The 19275-nt window shown below is 30.1% G+C and carries 21 protein-coding genes and 1 pseudogene; 6 read left to right on the forward strand and 16 right to left on the reverse strand.

Translation table 11 applies throughout. From position 1 onward, the window contains the following. Nucleotides 1-40: 40 nt before the first annotated feature. The 4 genes from L8W56_RS07440 to L8W56_RS07455 all read right to left on the reverse strand — a co-directional run bounded on the left by L8W56_RS07440 (nucleotide 41) and on the right by L8W56_RS07455 (nucleotide 2696). Nucleotides 41-400 (reverse strand): hypothetical protein, encoded by a 360-nt coding sequence (locus tag L8W56_RS07440; protein WP_133319916.1) that lies wholly within the window; start codon nucleotides 398-400, stop codon nucleotides 41-43. 110 nt (nucleotides 401-510) lie between these two features. Next, nucleotides 511-729, reverse strand: a complete 219-nt coding sequence (locus L8W56_RS07445; RefSeq protein WP_263659883.1) for a class I SAM-dependent methyltransferase — start codon at nucleotides 727-729, stop codon at nucleotides 511-513. A 55-nt stretch (nucleotides 730-784) separates the two neighbouring features. Next, nucleotides 785-1456 (reverse strand): molybdate ABC transporter permease subunit, encoded by a 672-nt coding sequence (gene modB, locus L8W56_RS07450; protein ID WP_263659884.1) that lies wholly within the window; start codon nucleotides 1454-1456, stop codon nucleotides 785-787. A 34-nt stretch (nucleotides 1457-1490) separates the two neighbouring features. After that, entirely contained in the window at nucleotides 1491-2696 is a 1206-nt protein-coding gene (locus L8W56_RS07455; protein ID WP_263659885.1) for a saccharopine dehydrogenase family protein, read from the reverse strand. A 134-nt stretch (nucleotides 2697-2830) separates the two neighbouring features. Here L8W56_RS07455 and putP point away from each other — a divergent pair, with 134 nt between their 5' ends. The 4 genes from putP (at nucleotide 2831) to L8W56_RS07475 (ending at nucleotide 7291) form a co-directional block, all read left to right on the forward strand. Further along, nucleotides 2831-4309 (forward strand): sodium/proline symporter PutP, encoded by a 1479-nt coding sequence (gene putP, locus L8W56_RS07460; RefSeq protein WP_263659886.1) that lies wholly within the window; start codon nucleotides 2831-2833, stop codon nucleotides 4307-4309. A 1-nt stretch (nucleotide 4310) separates the two neighbouring features. Next, complete coding sequence (locus L8W56_RS07465) at nucleotides 4311-5282, forward strand: putative transporter (protein ID WP_133319920.1); 972 nt, start codon at nucleotides 4311-4313, stop codon at nucleotides 5280-5282. A gap of 87 nt (nucleotides 5283-5369) precedes the next feature. Further along, nucleotides 5370-6740, forward strand: a complete 1371-nt coding sequence (locus L8W56_RS07470) for a hemolysin family protein (protein WP_263659887.1) — start codon at nucleotides 5370-5372, stop codon at nucleotides 6738-6740. A gap of 68 nt (nucleotides 6741-6808) precedes the next feature. Beyond that, complete coding sequence (locus tag L8W56_RS07475) at nucleotides 6809-7291, forward strand: pyridoxamine 5'-phosphate oxidase family protein (RefSeq protein WP_263659888.1); 483 nt, start codon at nucleotides 6809-6811, stop codon at nucleotides 7289-7291. Nucleotides 7292-7323: 32 nt separating this feature from the next. On the opposite strand, the gene fusA is transcribed toward L8W56_RS07475, so the two are convergent. The 4 genes and pseudogenes from fusA to L8W56_RS08915 form a co-directional block, all read right to left on the reverse strand. Continuing rightward, nucleotides 7324-9399, reverse strand: coding sequence for an elongation factor G (fusA, locus tag L8W56_RS07480; protein WP_039617755.1), 2076 nt, complete (start codon nucleotides 9397-9399; stop codon nucleotides 7324-7326). Between the two features lie 12 nt (nucleotides 9400-9411). Continuing rightward, nucleotides 9412-9882 (reverse strand): 30S ribosomal protein S7, encoded by a 471-nt coding sequence (rpsG, locus tag L8W56_RS07485; protein WP_012661188.1) that lies wholly within the window; start codon nucleotides 9880-9882, stop codon nucleotides 9412-9414. A gap of 67 nt (nucleotides 9883-9949) precedes the next feature. Then, a complete protein-coding gene (gene rpsL / locus L8W56_RS07490) occupies nucleotides 9950-10333 on the reverse strand; it encodes a 30S ribosomal protein S12 (protein WP_012661187.1) in 384 nt (127 codons plus the stop codon). A gap of 81 nt (nucleotides 10334-10414) precedes the next feature. Next, nucleotides 10415-10927, reverse strand: a pseudogene (locus L8W56_RS08915) (CatA-like O-acetyltransferase). 116 nt (nucleotides 10928-11043) lie between these two features. Here L8W56_RS08915 and L8W56_RS07495 point away from each other — a divergent pair. Next, nucleotides 11044-11259, forward strand: a complete 216-nt coding sequence (locus L8W56_RS07495) for a transposase (protein ID WP_263659889.1) — start codon at nucleotides 11044-11046, stop codon at nucleotides 11257-11259. A 42-nt stretch (nucleotides 11260-11301) separates the two neighbouring features. Here the strand turns inward: L8W56_RS07495 and aldA are convergent, their stop codons facing one another. From aldA to L8W56_RS07535, 8 genes are read right to left on the reverse strand one after another with little or no spacing between them, the layout of a single operon-like run. Continuing rightward, a complete protein-coding gene (gene aldA, locus L8W56_RS07500; RefSeq protein WP_263659890.1) occupies nucleotides 11302-12741 on the reverse strand; it encodes an aldehyde dehydrogenase in 1440 nt (479 codons plus the stop codon). Nucleotides 12742-12754: 13 nt separating this feature from the next. Then, on the reverse strand, nucleotides 12755-13072 hold the full coding sequence (locus L8W56_RS07505; protein WP_263659891.1) for an L-rhamnose mutarotase: 318 nt from the start codon (nucleotides 13070-13072) through the stop codon (nucleotides 12755-12757). After that, nucleotides 13048-13842 (reverse strand): amidohydrolase family protein, encoded by a 795-nt coding sequence (locus tag L8W56_RS07510; protein WP_133319926.1) that lies wholly within the window; start codon nucleotides 13840-13842, stop codon nucleotides 13048-13050. The genes L8W56_RS07505 and L8W56_RS07510 overlap by 25 nt, the downstream gene beginning before the upstream one ends. A 2-nt stretch (nucleotides 13843-13844) precedes the next feature. After that, entirely contained in the window at nucleotides 13845-15089 is a 1245-nt protein-coding gene (gene fucP, locus L8W56_RS07515; RefSeq protein ID WP_263659892.1) for an L-fucose:H+ symporter permease, read from the reverse strand. 15 nt (nucleotides 15090-15104) lie between these two features. Beyond that, nucleotides 15105-15896, reverse strand: a complete 792-nt coding sequence (locus tag L8W56_RS07520; protein ID WP_133319928.1) for an SDR family oxidoreductase — start codon at nucleotides 15894-15896, stop codon at nucleotides 15105-15107. A 21-nt stretch (nucleotides 15897-15917) separates the two neighbouring features. After that, nucleotides 15918-17084: a UxaA family hydrolase gene (locus L8W56_RS07525; protein ID WP_263659893.1), complete on the reverse strand. Its 1167-nt coding sequence runs from the start codon at nucleotides 17082-17084 to the stop codon at nucleotides 15918-15920. Nucleotides 17085-17086: 2 nt separating this feature from the next. Beyond that, nucleotides 17087-17350: a UxaA family hydrolase gene (locus L8W56_RS07530; RefSeq protein WP_133319930.1), complete on the reverse strand. Its 264-nt coding sequence runs from the start codon at nucleotides 17348-17350 to the stop codon at nucleotides 17087-17089. Continuing rightward, nucleotides 17347-18255, reverse strand: coding sequence for a dihydrodipicolinate synthase family protein (locus L8W56_RS07535; protein ID WP_263659894.1), 909 nt, complete (start codon nucleotides 18253-18255; stop codon nucleotides 17347-17349). The genes L8W56_RS07530 and L8W56_RS07535 overlap by 4 nt, the downstream gene beginning before the upstream one ends. 237 nt (nucleotides 18256-18492) lie before the next feature. Between L8W56_RS07535 and L8W56_RS07540 the strand changes: the two genes are divergently transcribed. Continuing rightward, nucleotides 18493-19263, forward strand: coding sequence for an IclR family transcriptional regulator (locus tag L8W56_RS07540; RefSeq protein ID WP_263659895.1), 771 nt, complete (start codon nucleotides 18493-18495; stop codon nucleotides 19261-19263). Nucleotides 19264-19275 lie beyond the last annotated feature (12 nt).

Here is a 19275-nt window from a genome sequence, read left to right on the forward strand (position 1 = left end):
GTGATGATAAAGACTTGATAAAGTCTTTATCATAGTAAAATTATTTTTCCCCTATATAAATAAAATGCTGTATACTTCCTTCAAAATTATATAAATTTATTAATTCATAATCTCCCCAAAATAATGGTTTAAAAGGTTTAAATTTTTCTTTTAATTCTTCAATCGTATTTGTAAAATTTATATAAGTAGATTCGCCATTTAATCTTGGACTAGATTTTACTTCCACTAAACCATTATCTTTAACATCTCCTGCAACAAATTCTTGATAAGCTTTAGAGCTAATCATTGTCGCGAAAATTATTGCTCCATCATTACATAAATCATAAAATTCTTCAATAGTTTTTTGAAAGTCTTTGTTTGGTAGATAATATAAACTTTGATTTGCAAAAATAAAATCCATTTTTACATTAAATAAATTTTTAAAACTAGAATTTGGTGTAATAACATGAAAATTATTTTCATTTATCCTAGGATCTTTTTTCCAAGTATTTTTTAAGCTAGGAACAATATCTATACCATAAGCATTAATATCCCCCCCCCCGTTACATCTTGAAAATACTTAGAATGAACTCCATTTCCACAACCAAAATCAAGTAAATTTCCACTTGTTTTGTTTAATTTGTATTTTAAGATTCTCTCATAAAATCTTATAACATGTCCATCTGGATATTGTAAGCCATATCCTTCATTGTCATATTTTTTAGTATATCCTGATAGTGAATTATCCATCATTTCTCCTTTAAATTTAAGATATAAATTAATTATACAATAAAATAAGTCTTTGTTATTTATTTTTTAACAAATTTACACTTAACAAAACAACAAAACTAAAAATTAAAAGTATGAGACTATAAATATGAGCTGTAGCAAAATCTAAATTTTCCATACTTTCATATATAGCAATACTAGCTACTTTTGTTTCTCCGCTTAAAGAACCACCTATCATTAATACTATACCAAACTCGCCCATAGTATGTGCAAAACTTATTACTAAAGCACTGAGTATAGCTGGTTTGATACTTGGTAAGATTACTTTAAAAAGTGTGATGAAAGAATTTTTTCCCAAAGAAAAACTTGCTTCTATAATATTTTTAGAAATTAAAGACATTGCATTATATAAAGGATTAAACATAAAAGGTAAAGAGTAAATGCAACTTGCTATTACCAAGCCTTCAAAAGTAAAAGCTAAAGTGATATTAAAATATTTTTCTAAAAATTCTCCAAAAAAAGAATATTTTGAAAATAAAATCAACAAGTAAAAACCAACAACAGACGGTGGTAAAACTAAAGGTAAGGTTATTATAGTTTCTAGAATTTTTTTTGCTCTAAATTGCTTAAAAGTAAAAACCCAAGCAAGAGGTATGCAAAAACAAAACAAAATTATACAAGTAATAATAGAAAGTTTTATGGAAACTAAAAAAGGCGTCCAATCTATACTTAATAATAATTGCGTCATTATAAAACTTTCTCAAGTCAAAAAAGACTTGAGATTATTTTCCTAAATTTGGCTCCATCTCTATAATTTTCCAAGGAAGTCCTTGGGTATTTAACTCATCCATGAAAGGTTTGGCGTCAAATTCTTCCATGTTAAACACACCTTTTCCTTGCCAAATTCCTTTAGCAATTAATTTCGTACCTATCATAGCAGGGACACCTGTAGTATAGCTTACAGCTTGTGCACCAGTTTCTTTAAAGCATTCTTCGTGATTACAAACATTGTAAATATAAACTTGCTTATCTTTTCCATTCTTTACACCACGGATTACACAACCTATATTAGTGTAACCTTTAGTACGAGGGCCCAAACTAGCAGGATCAGGAAGTAAAGTTTTTAAAAATTCTATTGGTATTATCTCTCTACCTTGATGCATAACAGGTTTAATACCTAGCATACCAACATTTTCAAGACATTTCATATGAGTTAAATAACTTTGTCCAAAAGTCATAAAAAATCTTATTCTTTTTAGACCTTTGATATTTTTTACTAAACTTTCAAGCTCTTCATGATAAAGCAAATAACTATCCTTTACTCCTACTTCAGGATAATCCCACTCCATTTTTATTTCCATAGGTTCAGTTTCTATCCATTTTCCATTTTCCCAATAACGACCCTTAGCAGATACTTCTCTTAAATTTATCTCAGGGTTAAAATTAGTTGCAAAGGCATATCCATGATCACCTGCATTACAATCTAGTATATCAATATAATGAATTTCATCAAATAAATTTTGCTGCGCATAAGCACAAAATACATTAGTAACACCTGGATCAAATCCACTGCCTAAAAGTCCTAAAATTCCTGCTTGTTTAAACTTATCATTTCTTGCCCATTGTTCTTTATATTCAAATTTAGCCAAATCAGGATGTTCATAGTTTGCAGTATCTACATAGTGGATATTAGTTTGAATGCACGCATCCATTAAAGCAAGATCTTGATAAGGCAAAGCCACATTTAATAAAATTTCAGCTCCTATTTTTTTAATAAGCTCTACAACAGCAGATGTGTCATCTGCATCTATTTGCTCAGTTTGAATTTCTATACCTAAACGCTCTTTTATAAAAGCTGCTATTTCATCACATTTACTTTTAGTTCTACTTGCTAGAGTTATTTTACTAAAAACATCACTATTCATTGCACATTTTACAGTTGCAACGCAACTTACACCACCTGCACCTATAATTAAAAGATTTTTCATTAACTATCCTTAATTTTTTTGAAAATTGTAACAAAAAAACTTTATAAAGCATTGAAATAAAAAATAATTTTTATAATGTTTTTTTAAAATAAAACAAGTAAAATGATGGTTTTTTAAATTTTTTAAGGACACTTATGAATTTACAAAGTGTGGAATTTTCTTATCCTATTATTATTACTTTTATTACCTATGCATTTTTAATGCTTTTTATAGGTTTTTATTTTTACAAAAAAAATCAAAATAGTAAAGATTATTTTGTTGGAAATGCATCAATGGGGCCGGTAATATCTGCCTTAAGTGCAGGTGCTTCTGATATGAGTAGTTGGCTTTTAATGGCTTTTCCCGGTGCTTTATACGCAGCTGGATTGGGACAAATTTATATAGCCATAGGTTTAAGTTTTGGTATGTTTCTAAACTGGACCTTTGTTGCTAAAAGATTAAAGATTTTTTCTCAAATAGCCAAAGAATGTATTACAATTCCTGATTTTTTTGAAAGTCGCTTTCATGATGATAGACATATTTTAAGAAGTATTTGTGCGGTAGTTATTTTAGTATTTTTTACTATTTACATTAGTGCTGGATTAGTAAGTGGTGCTAAACTTTTTGAAAGTGTATTTAATTTGCCTTATATTTTTGCATTAAGTATTGGATTTTTAGTTATTGTTTTATATACTTTTTTAGGTGGCTATAAAGCCGTATGCTGGACTGATATGATACAAGGACTTTTAATGATGAGTTCATTAATCATCATTCCTTTTGTGATGATTTTTGAACTTGGCGGCTTTGGCGAAGCTTTTTCTACTATAAATGATGTAAAACCTCAAGCTTTTGGTTTAGATGGTGGTGGTTGGCTAGTGGTAGCATCAACCTTGGCCTGGGGACTTGGATATTTTGGCCAACCTCATATTTTAATTCGCTTTATTTCTATAAAAAATGTAAAAGAAATTCCTACTGCGACTTTTATAGGCATAACTTGGATGGTAATTTCTCTATTTGGTGCTGCTATGATAGGATTTTTAGGTATTGCTTATATAGCTAAATTTGATCTTACTTTAAATGATCCTGAAAGAATATTTATTGTAATGTCTCAAGTGCTTTTTAACCCTTGGGTGGCTGGAATTTTACTCAGTGCAATTTTAGCAGCCATTATGAGTACTGCAAGTTCTCAATTGCTAGTATGCGCTTCTAGCTTGGTACAAGATTTTTATACACAAATCTTAAAAAGAAAAACAAATGATAAAAATATTACTTTGTTGTCACGCTTAGGTGTTTTGATTGTAGCGTGTGTAGCTTTTATACTTTCACTTGATACTCAAAGTCAAATTTTAAGCATAGTCTCTTATGCTTGGGCAGGTTTTGGAGCTAGTTTTGGAAGCGTTATTTTATTTTCTTTATTTTATAAAAATATGAGCAAAGAAGGTGCAATAGCTGGAATGGTTAGCGGGGCTTTAACTGTTGTATTTTATAAGCATTTTGGTTCAAATTTTATAGAAATTTATGAAATCATTCCTGGATTTTTAGTCGCAAGTTGTTTTATTATGATTTTTAGTATAATATTTAAAGCAAAAAAACATACAATAAAACATTATGAAAAAATGCTGAAAGAAATTTAAAATGTTTAAATCTTTTTTTTATTCTAAAAAATGGGCTTTATGGGCTTACTTGGGTCTGTTTTTTTTATTGTCTTCTTTATTAGCACAAACCTCTATTAATGTAGCAATAAATGAATGGTATAAAGAATTTTACGATGTTTTACAAGATGCAAAAAATCATAGCATAAATGATTTTTATCATTTTATTAAACAATTTTTATATTTAGCACTGCCTTATGTATTAATCGCTACTATCACGCAATATTTTGGAAGCATATATGCTTTTAAATGGCGCGAGGCTATGACTTTTGATTATATTAAATTTTGGCAAAAAAAAGATGATAACATAGAAGGCAGTTCGCAAAGAATTCAAGAAGATATCTATAATTTTTCAAAAATCATAGAAAGTTTAGGGTTAGCTTTTGTCAAAGCAATTATGACTTTAGTTGCTTTTGTGCCAATTTTATGGATGTTAAGCGCACATGTTAATTTACCTATCTTAAAAGATATTAATGGCTCTTTAGTATGGATTGCATTTTTGGTTTCTTTAGGAGGTTTAGTTATATCATGGTTTGTAGGTATAAAACTACCTGGATTAGAATATAACAATCAAAAAGCCGAAGCTGCTTTTAGAAAAGAACTTGTTTTTGCTGAAGATGATAGAAAAAATTATGCAAGCGATGAAAGTATTTTAAGTTTATTTACCGGGCTTAAAATCAATTATAAAAGATTATTTTTACATTATGGATATTTTAATATATGGCTTTATTTATTTGAGCAAATCATGGTTATAGTACCCTTTTTAATCATGGCTCCAAGTTTATTTTTAGGACTTATACAACTTGGAATTATCATACAAGTTGGTAATGCTTTTGACCAGGTTAGATCTTCATTTAGCATTTTTATCACCAACTGGACAACTATCACACAGCTTCGTAGTATTTACAAGCGTTTAGATGAATTTGAAAAAAATATAGAATATAGAAAACATTAAATTAATTTAAAATATATCATTATTTTTAAGCTAATTTTATAGTTTTGATTTGATATAATTTTGCGAAATTTTATTAAAGGAGTTTTTTTGGACCCCAGTCAATCTTTAGACTTAAATCAAACACTACCTACTGTTGCCTCTATTGATATAGGCTATTCTACTTTTATGATTCTTGTTGCATTAGCTTTAGTGCTTTTAAATGGATTTTTTGTTTTATCTGAATTTGCTATTGTTAAAGTGCGTAGATCAAAACTTGAAGAAATGGTAAAAGAGAAAAAACGCAATGCAAAAAAAGCTTTGGAAGTCACTTCAAAACTAGATACTTATTTAAGTGCTTGCCAACTTGGTATTACGCTAAGCTCTCTTGCTCTTGGTTGGATAGGCGAACCTGCTATTGCTAAAATTCTTGAAGTTCCTCTAGCAAATTTAGGTTTATCTCCAGCATTAATCCATACCATAGCATTTATTATTGCTTTTGCTATTATCACATTATTGCATGTTGTGCTAGGCGAGTTGGTCCCAAAAAGCATTGCTATAGCCATTGCAGATAGAGCTGTTTTATGGGTTGCAAGACCATTGCATTTGTTTTGGTTACTTTTCTTACCTTTCATTAAAACATTTGACTTTTTAGCTGCAGTTTCTTTAAAAATTATAGGTATAAAACCTGCCAAAGAACACGAATTAAGTCACTCTGAAGAAGAGATTAAATTTATTGCGAGTGAAAGCCAAAAAGGTGGAGTTTTGGATGAATTTGAAACTGAAATCATACGCAATGCTGTCGATTTTTCAGATACAGTAGCAAAAGAAATCATGACACCTAGAAAAGATATGATTTGTCTTAATAAACAAAAAAGCTATGAAGAAAATATGCAAATAGTTTGTCAGTATAAACATACACGCTTTCCATACATAGATGGTTCTAAAGATATCATTTTAGGTATGGTGCATATTAGAGACATTATGCAAAATGAACTTAGCAAAGATAAGAAAAATTTAGATGATTTTCTAATCAAAATGATCCTAGTTCCAGAAAATATCAGCATATCTAAAGTTCTTTTCATGATGAATAAAGAACAAGTACATACAGCATTAGTAGTAGATGAATATGGCGGAACTGCTGGTCTTTTAACTATGGAAGATATTATGGAAGAAATTGTTGGTGATATTAACGATGAGCATGATGATTCTAGTCCACATTTTAAAAAGCTTGCAGAAAATATCTATGAATTTCAAGGAAGATATGAAATTAGCGAAGTAGAAGAAATGCTTGATATACGCTTTAATGAAGAATTAGAACAAGTCACTATAGGTGGATATGTTTTCAATCTTTTAGGACGCTTACCGGTGGTTGGAGATAGAATAGAAGATGAATTTTGCTACTACGAAGTCAAAAAGATGGATGGAAATAGCATAGAACGCATTAAAGTTGTACGCAAAAATACTGATGAAGAAGAGTAGCGAACTCTTCTTTTTACTTTTCTATAACCCTCAAATCTTATTCATTTTAACTTACAAGGAAAATTTTTATGCAACTACATGATGAAATTAATCAATTTATACAAGAATACAAAAGCATTATGATATCGTCTTTAAATTTAAACAATCAAACCATATGTTCATATACTCCTATTATAAAAAACAAAAATGACTTTTATATTTATATTAGTGAAATTGCCGAACACTTTGAAGGAGTAAAATACAATAATAAAAACATAGAAATTATGTTTATACAAGATGAAAAAGATTGCATATCAATCTTTGCAAGAAAAAGGCTTAAATTTAGAGTAGAGAGTGTAGAAATAACAAGAGATAATCAGCTATTTGAGCAAGTATTAAATACTTATGAAAATGAAGACAATAAAGAAATAATTCAAGTCATTAAAAATATGCAAGATTTTCATTTATTTCAACTTATACTGAAAAATGGAAGATATGTTAAAGGTTTTGGAAAGGCATATGAAATTAATGAAGGAGCAATTAATTTAATTAATTCAAAAGGACATAAATAATTCAAGATGAGCTTTTTGCCCATCTTGATAGATTAACCATTTCTTTTTTTGATAATTTCTTCAGAAACATTTTTTGGAACTTCATCATAGTGATCAAATTCCATAGAATAAGTAGCACGGCCTTGAGTTTGACTTCTAAGATCGGTTGAGTAACCAAACATCTCGGCCAAAGGACAAAATGCTGTAATAATTTTATTACCACCTCTTTCATCCATTGAATTTACTTGGCCACGGCGTTTATTTAAATCGCCAATAACATCACCCATATATTCTTCTGGAGTTTCAACTTCAACTTTCATCATAGGTTCTAAGATTACAGCACCTGCTTTTCTAGCACCTTCTTTAAAGCCCATAGAAGCTGCAAGTTTAAATGCCATTTCAGAAGAATCCACTTCGTGGTAACTTCCATCATAAACAGTTACTTTAACATCTTCAACAGGATATCCCGCTAAAACACCATTTTGTAATGCCTCTTGAACACCTTTATCAACTGCTGGAATATATTCTTTTGGAATTACCCCACCTTTGATATCATTTACAAATTCATATCCACTACCTGGTTCAAGTGGCTCAAGTCTTAAGAATACATGACCATATTGTCCACGACCACCTGATTGTTTAGCGTATTTGTATTCTTGCTCAACTGTTTTTCTAATAGTTTCACGGTAAGCAACTTGAGGTTGACCAACTTCTGCTTCAACTTTAAATTCACGAAGCATTCTATCAACGATAATTTCTAAGTGAAGCTCGCCCATACCTGAAATGATAGTTTGACCACTTTCTTCATCTGTTGAAACTCTAAAGCTTGGATCTTCTTGAGCTAATTTATTTAAAGCAATAGACATTTTTTCTTGATCTGCTTTTGTTTTAGGCTCAACAGCAACTGAAATAACAGGATCTGGAAAATCCATTCTCTCTAAAATAACCTTATCTTTTTCACTTGCTAAAGTATCACCGGTTAGTGTGTCTTTAAGTCCAACAACCGCTCCGATTTCTCCTGCATATAAAGTTTTAATTTCTTCTCTTTTATTAGAGTGCATTTTCAAAAGACGACCGATTCTTTCTTTTTTATCTTTTGTTGAGTTGTATGCATAAGAACCACTTTCTAAACTTCCTCTATACACACGAACGAAAGTTAATTGCCCAACAAAAGGATCAGTCATAATTTTAAATGCTAGGCCTGCAAACTCACCATCATCAGTTGATTTTACAGAAACTTCTGTACCGTCTTCATATTCACCTTTAATATTAGCAACTTCATCAGGAGCTGGTAAATAAGCAACAACAGCATCAAGTAATGGCTGAACACCTTTATTTTTAAAAGCTGTACCACAAAGCATAGGAACCATAGAAAGACTTAAACATCCTGCTTTAATACCTGCTTTAATTTCTTCTTGAGTAAGCTCTTCACCACCTAGGTATTTTTCCATTAATTCATCGCTTGTTTCAGAAACTGCTTCTATCATTTTTGTGCGATATTCTTCAGCCTTTTCTTTAAGTTCAGCTGGAATTTCTTTTTCTACATAATCAGTTGGTTTATTTTCATCTTCCCATACCAAAGCTTTCATGGTAATAAGATCAATTACACCTTTGAAATTATCTTCAGCACCGATTGGAATTTGAAGTGGAACTGGGTTACCTTTCAAACGATTTTTGATTTGTTCTTCAACATTAAAGAAATTTGCACCAATTCTGTCCATTTTATTTACAAAAACAATTCTTGGAACACCGTATTTATTAGCTTGTCTCCATACAGTTTCTGATTGTGGTTGAACTCCACCTACTGAACAAAATACCGCAACTGCACCATCTAAAACACGCATTGATCTTTCAACTTCAATTGTAAAGTCAACATGGCCTGGAGTGTCTATAAGGTTAATTTGATGGTTTTTCCAAAAACAAGTTGTAGCAGCAGAAGTAATTGTGATACCTCTTTCTTTTTCTTGCTCCATCCAGTCCATTGTAGCTGCACCATCATGCACCTCACCAATTTTATGGCTCATACCTGTAAAGAAAAGAATTCTCTCACTAGTAGTTGTTTTACCTGCATCAATATGAGCTGCGATACCTATATTTCTAACTCTTTTTAAAGGAGTACTTCTTGACATATTTTACTCCTCTTACCAGCGATAATGAGCAAATGCTTTATTAGCTTCTGCCATTTTATAAGTATCTTCTTTCTTCTTGAATGAAGCACCTTTGCTATTAGCTGCATCTAATAATTCTGCTGCTAATTTTTCTATCATAGTTCTTTCGCTTCTTTTTCTAGCAAAAGAAATAATCCATCTTATAGCTAAAGCTTGTTGTCTAGCTGGGCGTACTTCTACTGGCACTTGATAAGTAGCACCACCAACACGACGAGATTTAACTTCTAATAAAGGCTTAATATTTTCAATAGCATCATTAAAAATTTCTATACCTTTTTTTTCTCCACCCTTTTTATCGATAGCTTCTAAAGCACCATACATAATAGTCGTAGCTGTGCTTTTTTTACCATCATACATTAAAGAATTAATGAATTTTGTGATTACTTTGTTTCCATAAATCGGATCTGGCAAGACTTCTCTTACCGGAGCTTTTCTTCTTCTCATAATTTTCCTTCAAATTTATAATTTTACTCAAACAAAATCAAATCTAACGGATTTGTCTGCAATTTTATTACTTAGCTGCTGCTTTAGGGCGTTTCGCACCATATTTAGAACGAGAAACGGTTCTTTTTGCAACACCTGCAGTATCTAAGGCACCGCGAACAATGTGATACTTAACACCTGGTAAGTCTTTTACCCTACCACCACGCACTAAAACAATGCTGTGTTCTTGTAGGTTGTGACCTTCACCACCGATATAACTAATAACTTCAAAGCCACTTGTAAGTCTTACTTTGGCAACTTTTCTTAACGCTGAGTTTGGTTTTTTAGGGGTTGTTGTATAAACCCTAGTGCAAACTCCCCTTCTTTGTGGACAATTTTTAAGCGCTGGAGATTTAGATTTCTCTAAAACTTTTTTGCGCTCTTTTCTAACCAATTGATTTATGGTAGGCACAATAATTCCTTTCTTTAAAAAATGTAATAAACTTTGGATAATATCTAAATTTTACTTACAAAAATATAAACTAAAAACAATTTAAATCTTTTTGAAATTTTCTAAAAACAAACTCACATGATAAACATCGGTGTTTGCGTGATTTACATTAATACTTAGTGGAATAAAACATTGATTTTTTTCTTGATAATTTTCCCACTTGTAAGAATAGGAAAAAAATAATTTTCTTTTTTATGTAAATGTAAAGAGAAATTCTCAAAAATTTATCCAAGGGATTGCTGAAATATTAAAAGAATTTTTAATATTCTCTTTTACAAACATAGTGTTTTCTTTAATGAATTGTTTATCTTGCTCGAAATTATGTAAAAAGTTTTGAAAATCTTCATTAAATTCAGTCCATAAAACACAAAAAGTCTTTGATTTTTCACAAAAAGCGGTATAACTTGGATGGATAATATCAAAACAAATTAATTTATCATCCTCTAAGTATAATTTAAATTCAGGTATTAAATTAACATTTTTACTTAAAAAATAGATAAAACTACCATAAAAAGAATATTTTTGATTTTTAACAAAAGAATAAAATTTACTAATATCTAATTAACATTTAATTCAAAAGAGCAGGGAAATTTAGTATAAAATTCAAAATGCTCTTTTCTATTGATTTATTTTTTTGATAAAATCCACCAATAAAAACAAAAGGAGATAAAATGGGTTTTTGGGATAGCGTAGGCAAAGTAGCAAAAGATGCGGCAGCTAATTTAGATGCAAAAAGCAAAGAATTACAAGCTACGAAAATAAGATTAGAGAATAAAAGTAGCAATGAATTAAAAAACATCATAAATAGTGAAGGATTTTTTAGTGCCGGTAGAACAGAAAAAGCAATGGCTGTAAAAATTCTAAAAGAACGCGGAGAAATTGATTAAAAATTTCAAACAAACCCTATCTAAAAATAGATAGGATTAAAATCATTGTTTATCGGTATTGTATTGCAAATAAACCACATGGGTAGCTAAATACTCTTCAAGACCATGTTTTCCATCAGCTCCACCTATGCCACTTTTTCTAAAACCTGCATGAAATCCTTGCATTGCTTCAAAATTTTCACGGTTAATATAAGTTTCACCAAATTTTATTTCTCTACTAGCTCTCATTGCTATATCTAAATTTTGTGTATAAATAGAACTTGTCAGTCCATATTCACAATCATTTGCCATGTCAATTGCCTCATCAAGTGTATCAAATTTAGTAATTGGTAAAATCGGAGCAAAAATTTCTTTTTGCATGATCTCATCTTCATGCTTAACATTTGTAAGAACGCTTGCAGGAAAATAATATCCGCTTGTATCGGTAATTTTTCCACCGCATTCTACAACTGCTCCTTTATTCGTAGCTCTCTCAAGCATTGCTAAAGCATTATCAACCCCTGCTTGATTGACAAGCGGACCCATATCAAAATCGCCTTTCAAAGTGTTTCCAACACTTACTTTACTCATGGCTTTTACAAATTTATCTACAAATTCATCATAAACACTTGTATGCACATAAGCTCTTTCGGCACAATTGCAAACTTGTCCGTTATTGCAAATTCTACTTGCCTTAATCGCTTCTACCGCTAAATCAATATCTGCATCTTTACACACTATAGCCGGTGCCTTTCCGCCAAGTTCTAGAGAAACCTTAATGATATTTTTAGCTGCAGCTTCCATCACTCTAGTTCCTGCTTCAACACTCCCTGTAAGACTTACCATACCTATGTTTTCATTACTTGATAATTCATGTCCTACCACACTACCCTTACCTGCAACTAAATTAAATACACCTTTTGGTAAAGAACTTTGCGAGACAAGCTTTGCAAATTCAAAAGCATTATTTGGAGTTTCACTGCTTGGTTTTATAACAATGGTGTTGCCTGTTAGTAAAGCAGGTGCCATCTTTCTTGCGATTAGAAAAAATGGAAAATTCCAAGGTAAAATTCCACCAATTACACCAATGGCACTTTTATATAAATATATATGCTCATTAGCTCTATCACTTTGTATAATTTCGCCTTCATACCTTCTAGCCCATTCAGCAGTATAATCCATATAATCTGCCGTAAAATTAATCTCTACACTAGCTAAAGCTCTAGTTTTTCCTTGCTCTTGCATTAAAATTTCTGTTAAAAAATTAGCATTTTTGCGTATTAAACTAGCTATTTCTCTTAAATGATTTGCTCTTTCAATCGCTGGTTTAGCTTCCCAATTTTTTTGTACCTTTTTAGCTGCTTCAATTGCTCTTTGTGTATCTTCTAAAGAAGCACTTGCTACTCTTGATATTACTTCTTTGGTAGCGGGATTTAAAACTTCTATAAATTCGCCATTGTGTGGGATAAATTCGCCATCAATATAATTTAAATAAGTTGTCATTTTTTCTCCTTTTTTAATCTAAATGAAATACTTCTTCCATATTTAGCCACTTTTGTCCTGCATGAGCTAAAGATATTTGGCAGGGATCTGTAACTTTCCACCATTGTTGTGTATTTTTATCTTTTGCCATCTTAGCCATATCTGCATCAAAATCAACACCTGTATATTCAAAATATGCAAACAAATATTCTCCAAATAAATAAATAGAATAATTTTGTATATTACATTCTTTAATCATCTCACAAACACCTTTATAAGGCTTTGCATGAAGATCTTTATACTTTTGTATTTTTTCCTTTTTAATTTTTATAATTTGACCATATCTTTGCACCTATCCTCCTTATAAATTGATAAAGCATTTTTATAAAATATCTTGTCCAAATCTTTAAAAATATTTCCTTCTATGATAAATTTAGCCCATTTAGCTGGAGCTATTTTTGCCACAGGATAATTACTACCAAATATAAATTTATCTTCACTAAAAACATTCTTTAAAAATGAAAAACATTGAGATATAAAATCTCTATGAATTTTTATCGTAAAATCATCTGGTACGGAAATTTTTATCCATAAATTTGGGAAATCTTTTAATTTATGTAATATTTTTTTATATTCATCAAAATAGTTAATTTTAGGACTGCCCATATGATTTAAAACTACTTTTAAATTAGGATTATCAAATAAAAACTTTTCCAATATCCAAAGTTCTTCATTTTTCATGCAAGCTTCAAAAGGTATATTAAAAACATTTAGAAGTTCTAATTTTTCTTTAAAATCTGCTTCAAATAGTCTCTTAGCACCCTTTTTACTAGTATGCATTACCTCTCTAAAAGCACATAAGTGTTCTTTGTACTTTAAATCAGCTAAACAAACAAAAAGACCATGTTCTTGTTTTTGCTTTAATGCAAATAAAGCTTCTTTTTCCAAATCATCACTATTTGTTTCAACATACATCGCACCTAAAAAATCAAATTCTTTATACTCATTTTTTGCCCTTAAAAAATCATAATTTTGTTCCAATCTATTATTGCCTTTTATCCACGAAATAGGCATTTTACTTAAATCCCAAAGATGCAAATGAGAATCAAAAATTTTTTGCATTTTTAAGCCTTTATTTTAGAACCAAAAAAACCATACCATGATACATATAAAAATAATGGGGCCATAGCCAAATATCCCATGCTTGTTCCAAAATAATCATTAATTAAACCCATGATAATAGGCATAATAGCACCACCAACTATACTCATAACAAGTAAAGAACCACCTAATTTCACTTGATTAAAAGGAAGATTTTTTGTTGCAACTGCAAAAATAGTAGGAAAAGAAATGGACATAAAGAAAAATAATGCAATTAAAATAACTATACTAATAAATCCGCTAGCAAAATACAAGCATACACATAAAATCACATTAATAAAAGAATACCATCCTAAAATAGTCTCACCTTTAATTTTCTTCATCAAAGGCGTAGAAAGAATACGACCTAACATAAAAGCAATTAAAGCTATCGAAAAATAATAAGCCCCTTGTTCATCTTTTAGATTTTCATTATGCTCACTAAGATAATTTATAAAAAAAGCTCCTGCACTAACTTGATTTGCTATATACAAAAATTGTGCTAGCAATCCAAAATTAAAATGTTTACGCTTAAAAACTCCAATAGGTTTTGAGGTATCTTTTTGTTCATAATCACTACTTACTGCCGATCCTTCTGGAATTTTATTCAATGCAAAAGCAATCAAGATCAAAATAACAATTGCTGCAATACCAACATACACTAGCTGGACATTACCCATATTAGCAAGTAACGCAGCTTCTATTTGTTCTTTACTTGCACATTCTTCTTGTTTTGTAATAGATAAAAACAAAGCTCCACCTATAATAGGTCCTAAAAATTGACCCAAACCATTAAAACTTTGAGCAGCATTAATTCTAAAACTAGCATTTTTCTCATCACCAAGTTTTACCATATAAGGATTAGCACTAGTTTCCAAAGAACCAATACCGCAAGCTAAAATAAAAAAAGCAAATAAAAATAAGTAAAAATTAGCTAAATTTGTAGCTGGAATAATCAATAAACAACCTATTGCATACAAGATTAACCCAAAAATAATACCAATTTTATAAGAGTATTTATTTGCTATATATCCAGCAGGTAATGCTATGATAAAATAAGCACCAAAATAAGCGAGTTGCAAAAATCCACTTTCATGTTGAGTGATATGTAAATGATTTTGAAAATTCTTATTCATCACATCAATCAGCCCATAACTAACTCCCCATAAAAAGAAAAGAGAAGTTACTAAAATAATTGCTATTTTTATATTTTTAGAGTTATTTAACATATATCCTCCTTGTTATTAAATTTCATCCCAATTTAGAGCTCTATCTAAATGGATATATCCACCATCAGGAGTTAAAATTTGTCCTGTTGTGTGTGAAGCAAGAGGACTTAGTGTAAAAACTGCTGTGTTTGCTATTTCTTCTATAGTTGTAAAACGATGACCCAATGGTATGCATTTTGCTATTTTTTCATATTGAGCTTTTGGATTTGGAAAATTTGACAACCATTTTTCATAAAGAGGAGTCATAACTTCAGCCGGTGCTATAGCATTAACTCTAATATTATCTTTTGCAAAAGCGCAAGCCCATTCTCTTGTAAAACCTATTTGAGCAGCTTTTGCTGAAGCATAAGCTGAAGTTCTACCTTGTCCTGTTAAGCCGGTTTTACTTGTGATATTTAATATACTTCCTTGTTGCTTTTTAATATATGGTAAGCATTCTTTAGTCATAGTATAATAATGAAAAAGATTATTTTCATAAGATTTAATTAATTCTTCAGTTGTAGCATCTTCTATATGTAAATTATCATTTGCTCCAGCATTATTAACCAAAGCATAAATTCCACCATATATATTAACAACACTTTTAACAAGTGTTGAAATTTGTTCTGTATTTTTTAAATCTATTTGATAAAATCCATAATTTCCGCAAATGTCTTTTAGCTCATCATCTTTTTCTTTAGAAATTTCACTTCTTGAAAAAATAATTGGAATCCCACCTTCTAAAGCCCATAATTTAGCAATACCATAACCAATCCCTTTAGCACCACCTGTGATGATACAAATTTTGTTTTTAATTTTTAAATCCATAATATATCCTTTTTTATTAATTTAGCAAGTTGTAGCAAGTCTCCAAACTGAAAAATCATTTTGTTCATTTAACTCTGCCTTTACCAATTCTCCATTTGAAATTCTTATGATCAAATCTATAAGCTCATCACGCACTTCTTCTTTTGTCTTAATCCCATCTATAATACTTCCTGCGTTAATATCAATAGCATCATTCATATTTTCATAACAAAAAGTATTAGAACTCATTTTAATAGTAGGCACAATAGCTGAACCTGTAGGAGTACCACGACCTGTAGTAAAAACACAAATATTTGCTCCACCTGCCACCATAGCGCTAAGTTGTTCTATATCATTACCTGGCGTATTCATAAAAGTAAGTCCTTTGGAAATTACAGGTTTAGCATAATCAATCACATCTATTAAAGTTCTAGTACCTGCTTTATAAACACAACCTAAAGACTTTTCTTCTATAGTGCTAAGCCCACCTGCAATATTTCCCGGACTAGGATTTGCTCCGCGTATATCAGCATGAAAAGATTTAACTAAATTCTCATAGCCTAAAATCTTATCATATACCTTTTTAGCTACTTCATCATTTTTTGCTCTCTTAGCAAGTATGGCTTCACACCCTATAAGCTCTGTAGTTTCTGCTAAAATTACTGCACCACCTTCATCAATTACAAAATCACTTAAACTTCCTAAAGCAGGATTGGCACTAAGACCGCTATAACTATCGCTACCACCACATTCTGTGCCTAAAATCAAATCACTAAAATCGCCATCTGTTTTTTCCAATTTTGCAGCATTTTCAAGCATTTGATTTACTATTTTAACACCCTTTTCTATGGTATTTTTACTACCACCGCACTCTTGTATTACTAAATATTCAACCATCTTATAAGGTGTCACTTCTTTTATTTTTTCAGCTACTATTTTCGCTTGTATTACCTCACAACCAAGTCCTACAATTAAAACACCAAAAACATTAGCATTACTCCCATGGCCTATTAAAACATCTCTAGTTTGTAAAGCATCAAATTCGAGTTGAGAACAGCCATGTTGATGATTAATATATACTGCCCCATTGCATTTTTTGGCTATATTTTCGCACACCTTATTAGCACAATGCACGCTTGGTATAATAATGACTTTATTTCTCAAGCCAAATTTTCCATCTTCTCTTCTATAACCCATTATCTTTTTCATATTTATTCCTTATCCCCACGACCTCTAATACCTGCACTATTGTGAATATGCACCCATTCACCTTTATTAATATCACAACTTGCACTAGCTATAGCTTCTGCATATTTGATGACAACTTCATCTTTTTTTATATCTTTTAGTGCAAATTTATGTCCACTTGCAATATCATCTAAAAGTTCTATATTTTCCACGATTTCACCTTTTTTAAAATCACGCAAAGCAGTAGCGACATTATCTTTTTCATTGACTATAATATAGGCTTTCATAATTTTATACCCGTTTCTTTTTCTATAGTTTTAACAAGTTCTTTAGCTTCATTAAAACGAGTATTTAATTCTTCTTTTGTGGCATGTGATAAAGGATGGATGCTTGTATTTGCAAATTCAAATCCTCTGGCCTTTAAAAGCAAAGCAAATCCCATAGGAAAAGCTATGTTCATACCAAATCTTATAGCTTTTAATAAACTTTTTTGAATCAGCAAAGCTCTATCTATATTTTTTTCATTGATTGATTTATAAATTTCACTCATAAGTTCTGGAAAAACACCACCTATACTAGTCATAGAACCCTTTGCCCCTATCAGTAGTGCTCCTGCATAAAATTCTTCTCTTCCTACAAAAACATCAAAATCACTAGGCACTACATCTAATATATGATTTAAAAGCAAAGCATCTCCACTGCTATCTTTTATACCCGCAATATTATCAAGCTTTGAAACCCTTTCTATAAATTTCAAACTTAGCGCTGGTGCAAAAAGAGGGATGTTATAAATATACAAAGGAAGCTTTACTCTAGAAGATAAATCTTTAATATATTCAAAAAGTGCGTCTTCACTTAATTTGTAATAATAAGGCATAGCAAGTAATAAAGCATCAAGCCCTAATTCATATGCTTTTTGTGTCAAAGTAAAAGTATTTTGATAAACTGTTGATGCAATACCTGTAATAACAGGGATATTATTTTTTGCAGCTTCTTTTGTAAGTTTCATTATTTTGACTTGCTCTTCTATACCTAAAGCTTGAGAATCTCCTGCACTACCATTACAAAATAATCCATTTAAACCTTTTGAGATACCAAATTCGCAGTATTTAATAAATTCGTTTTCATTAATATTTCCACTCATATCATATGGAGTTAATAAGGCTGGTAAAGTTCCTTTTAATATTCCCATATTTTTCCTTTCATTTTTTGTATATACAAAAATATTTTTATATACAAAAAATATAGCTAAAAATAGAAATTTTTAAAAACATCAAAATGATAAAAAAACAATACAAAAGTCTTATAAAAGTAGTTATAATCAACCATCTAAAGCAAAAACTGCTAATAGAAAATATTTTTTATATCATTAAAAATGTTACTAAAAGTAAAAAATATGATAGAATTTATCTATTGAAAAAGGAGTAAAATGACACATCAACCAACATTAAGAGTTTTAAAAATTTTAGAATTATTGGGCAATAATAATCAAAAAAATACACTAAGCTCTATTGCAAAAGATTTAAATATCCCTCCAGGGACACTTTCTCCTATACTTCAAACTTTACAAGCTAAAAATTACATTAAATGTGATAAAAATAAATTTTACACATTAGATTATAAAATTTTAGAAATTAGCCGTTGTATTTCAATAAAAAATAGCGCATTAGAATTAATTAAAAAACATATGAAAAACATCAGAAACTTAACAGGACAAACATGCCAAATGGGAATATTAAAAGAAGGAAATGTATTTTATTTAGAAAAACTTGATTCGGATAATCAAATACAAATCAAGTCTTTTGTCGGTGCTTCATATCCAGCTTACGCTACATCTTTAGGAAAAGCATTACTAGAAAAGAAAACTTATAAAGAGCTTGAAAAAATTTATCCAAATCCTTTTGAGAAAATAACACCAAATACATTAAATAATCTAAAAGAGCTTTACGAAGAATTATCTTCTATCAAAAAAAATAAAATAGCATTAGAAAGTGGGGAAATGAACCCAGAAATTGAGTGTATGGCCATAGGAATTGAATACGATGAAAAAATTATAGCTGCAATTAGTATTTCATATCATATATTTTACTCAAATGCAAATTTTAAAGAAAAAAATCAAAAAATTTTACTAGAAGAAAAATACAAAATAGAACAAGATTTAAAATTATATTTCCCGGAATTAGAAAATATATATCAATAAAAATCCCTAATT

This window comes from Campylobacter sp. IFREMER_LSEM_CL1085, assembly GCF_025772235.1.
Classification (GTDB): Bacteria; Campylobacterota; Campylobacteria; order Campylobacterales; family Campylobacteraceae; genus Campylobacter_D; species Campylobacter_D lari_D.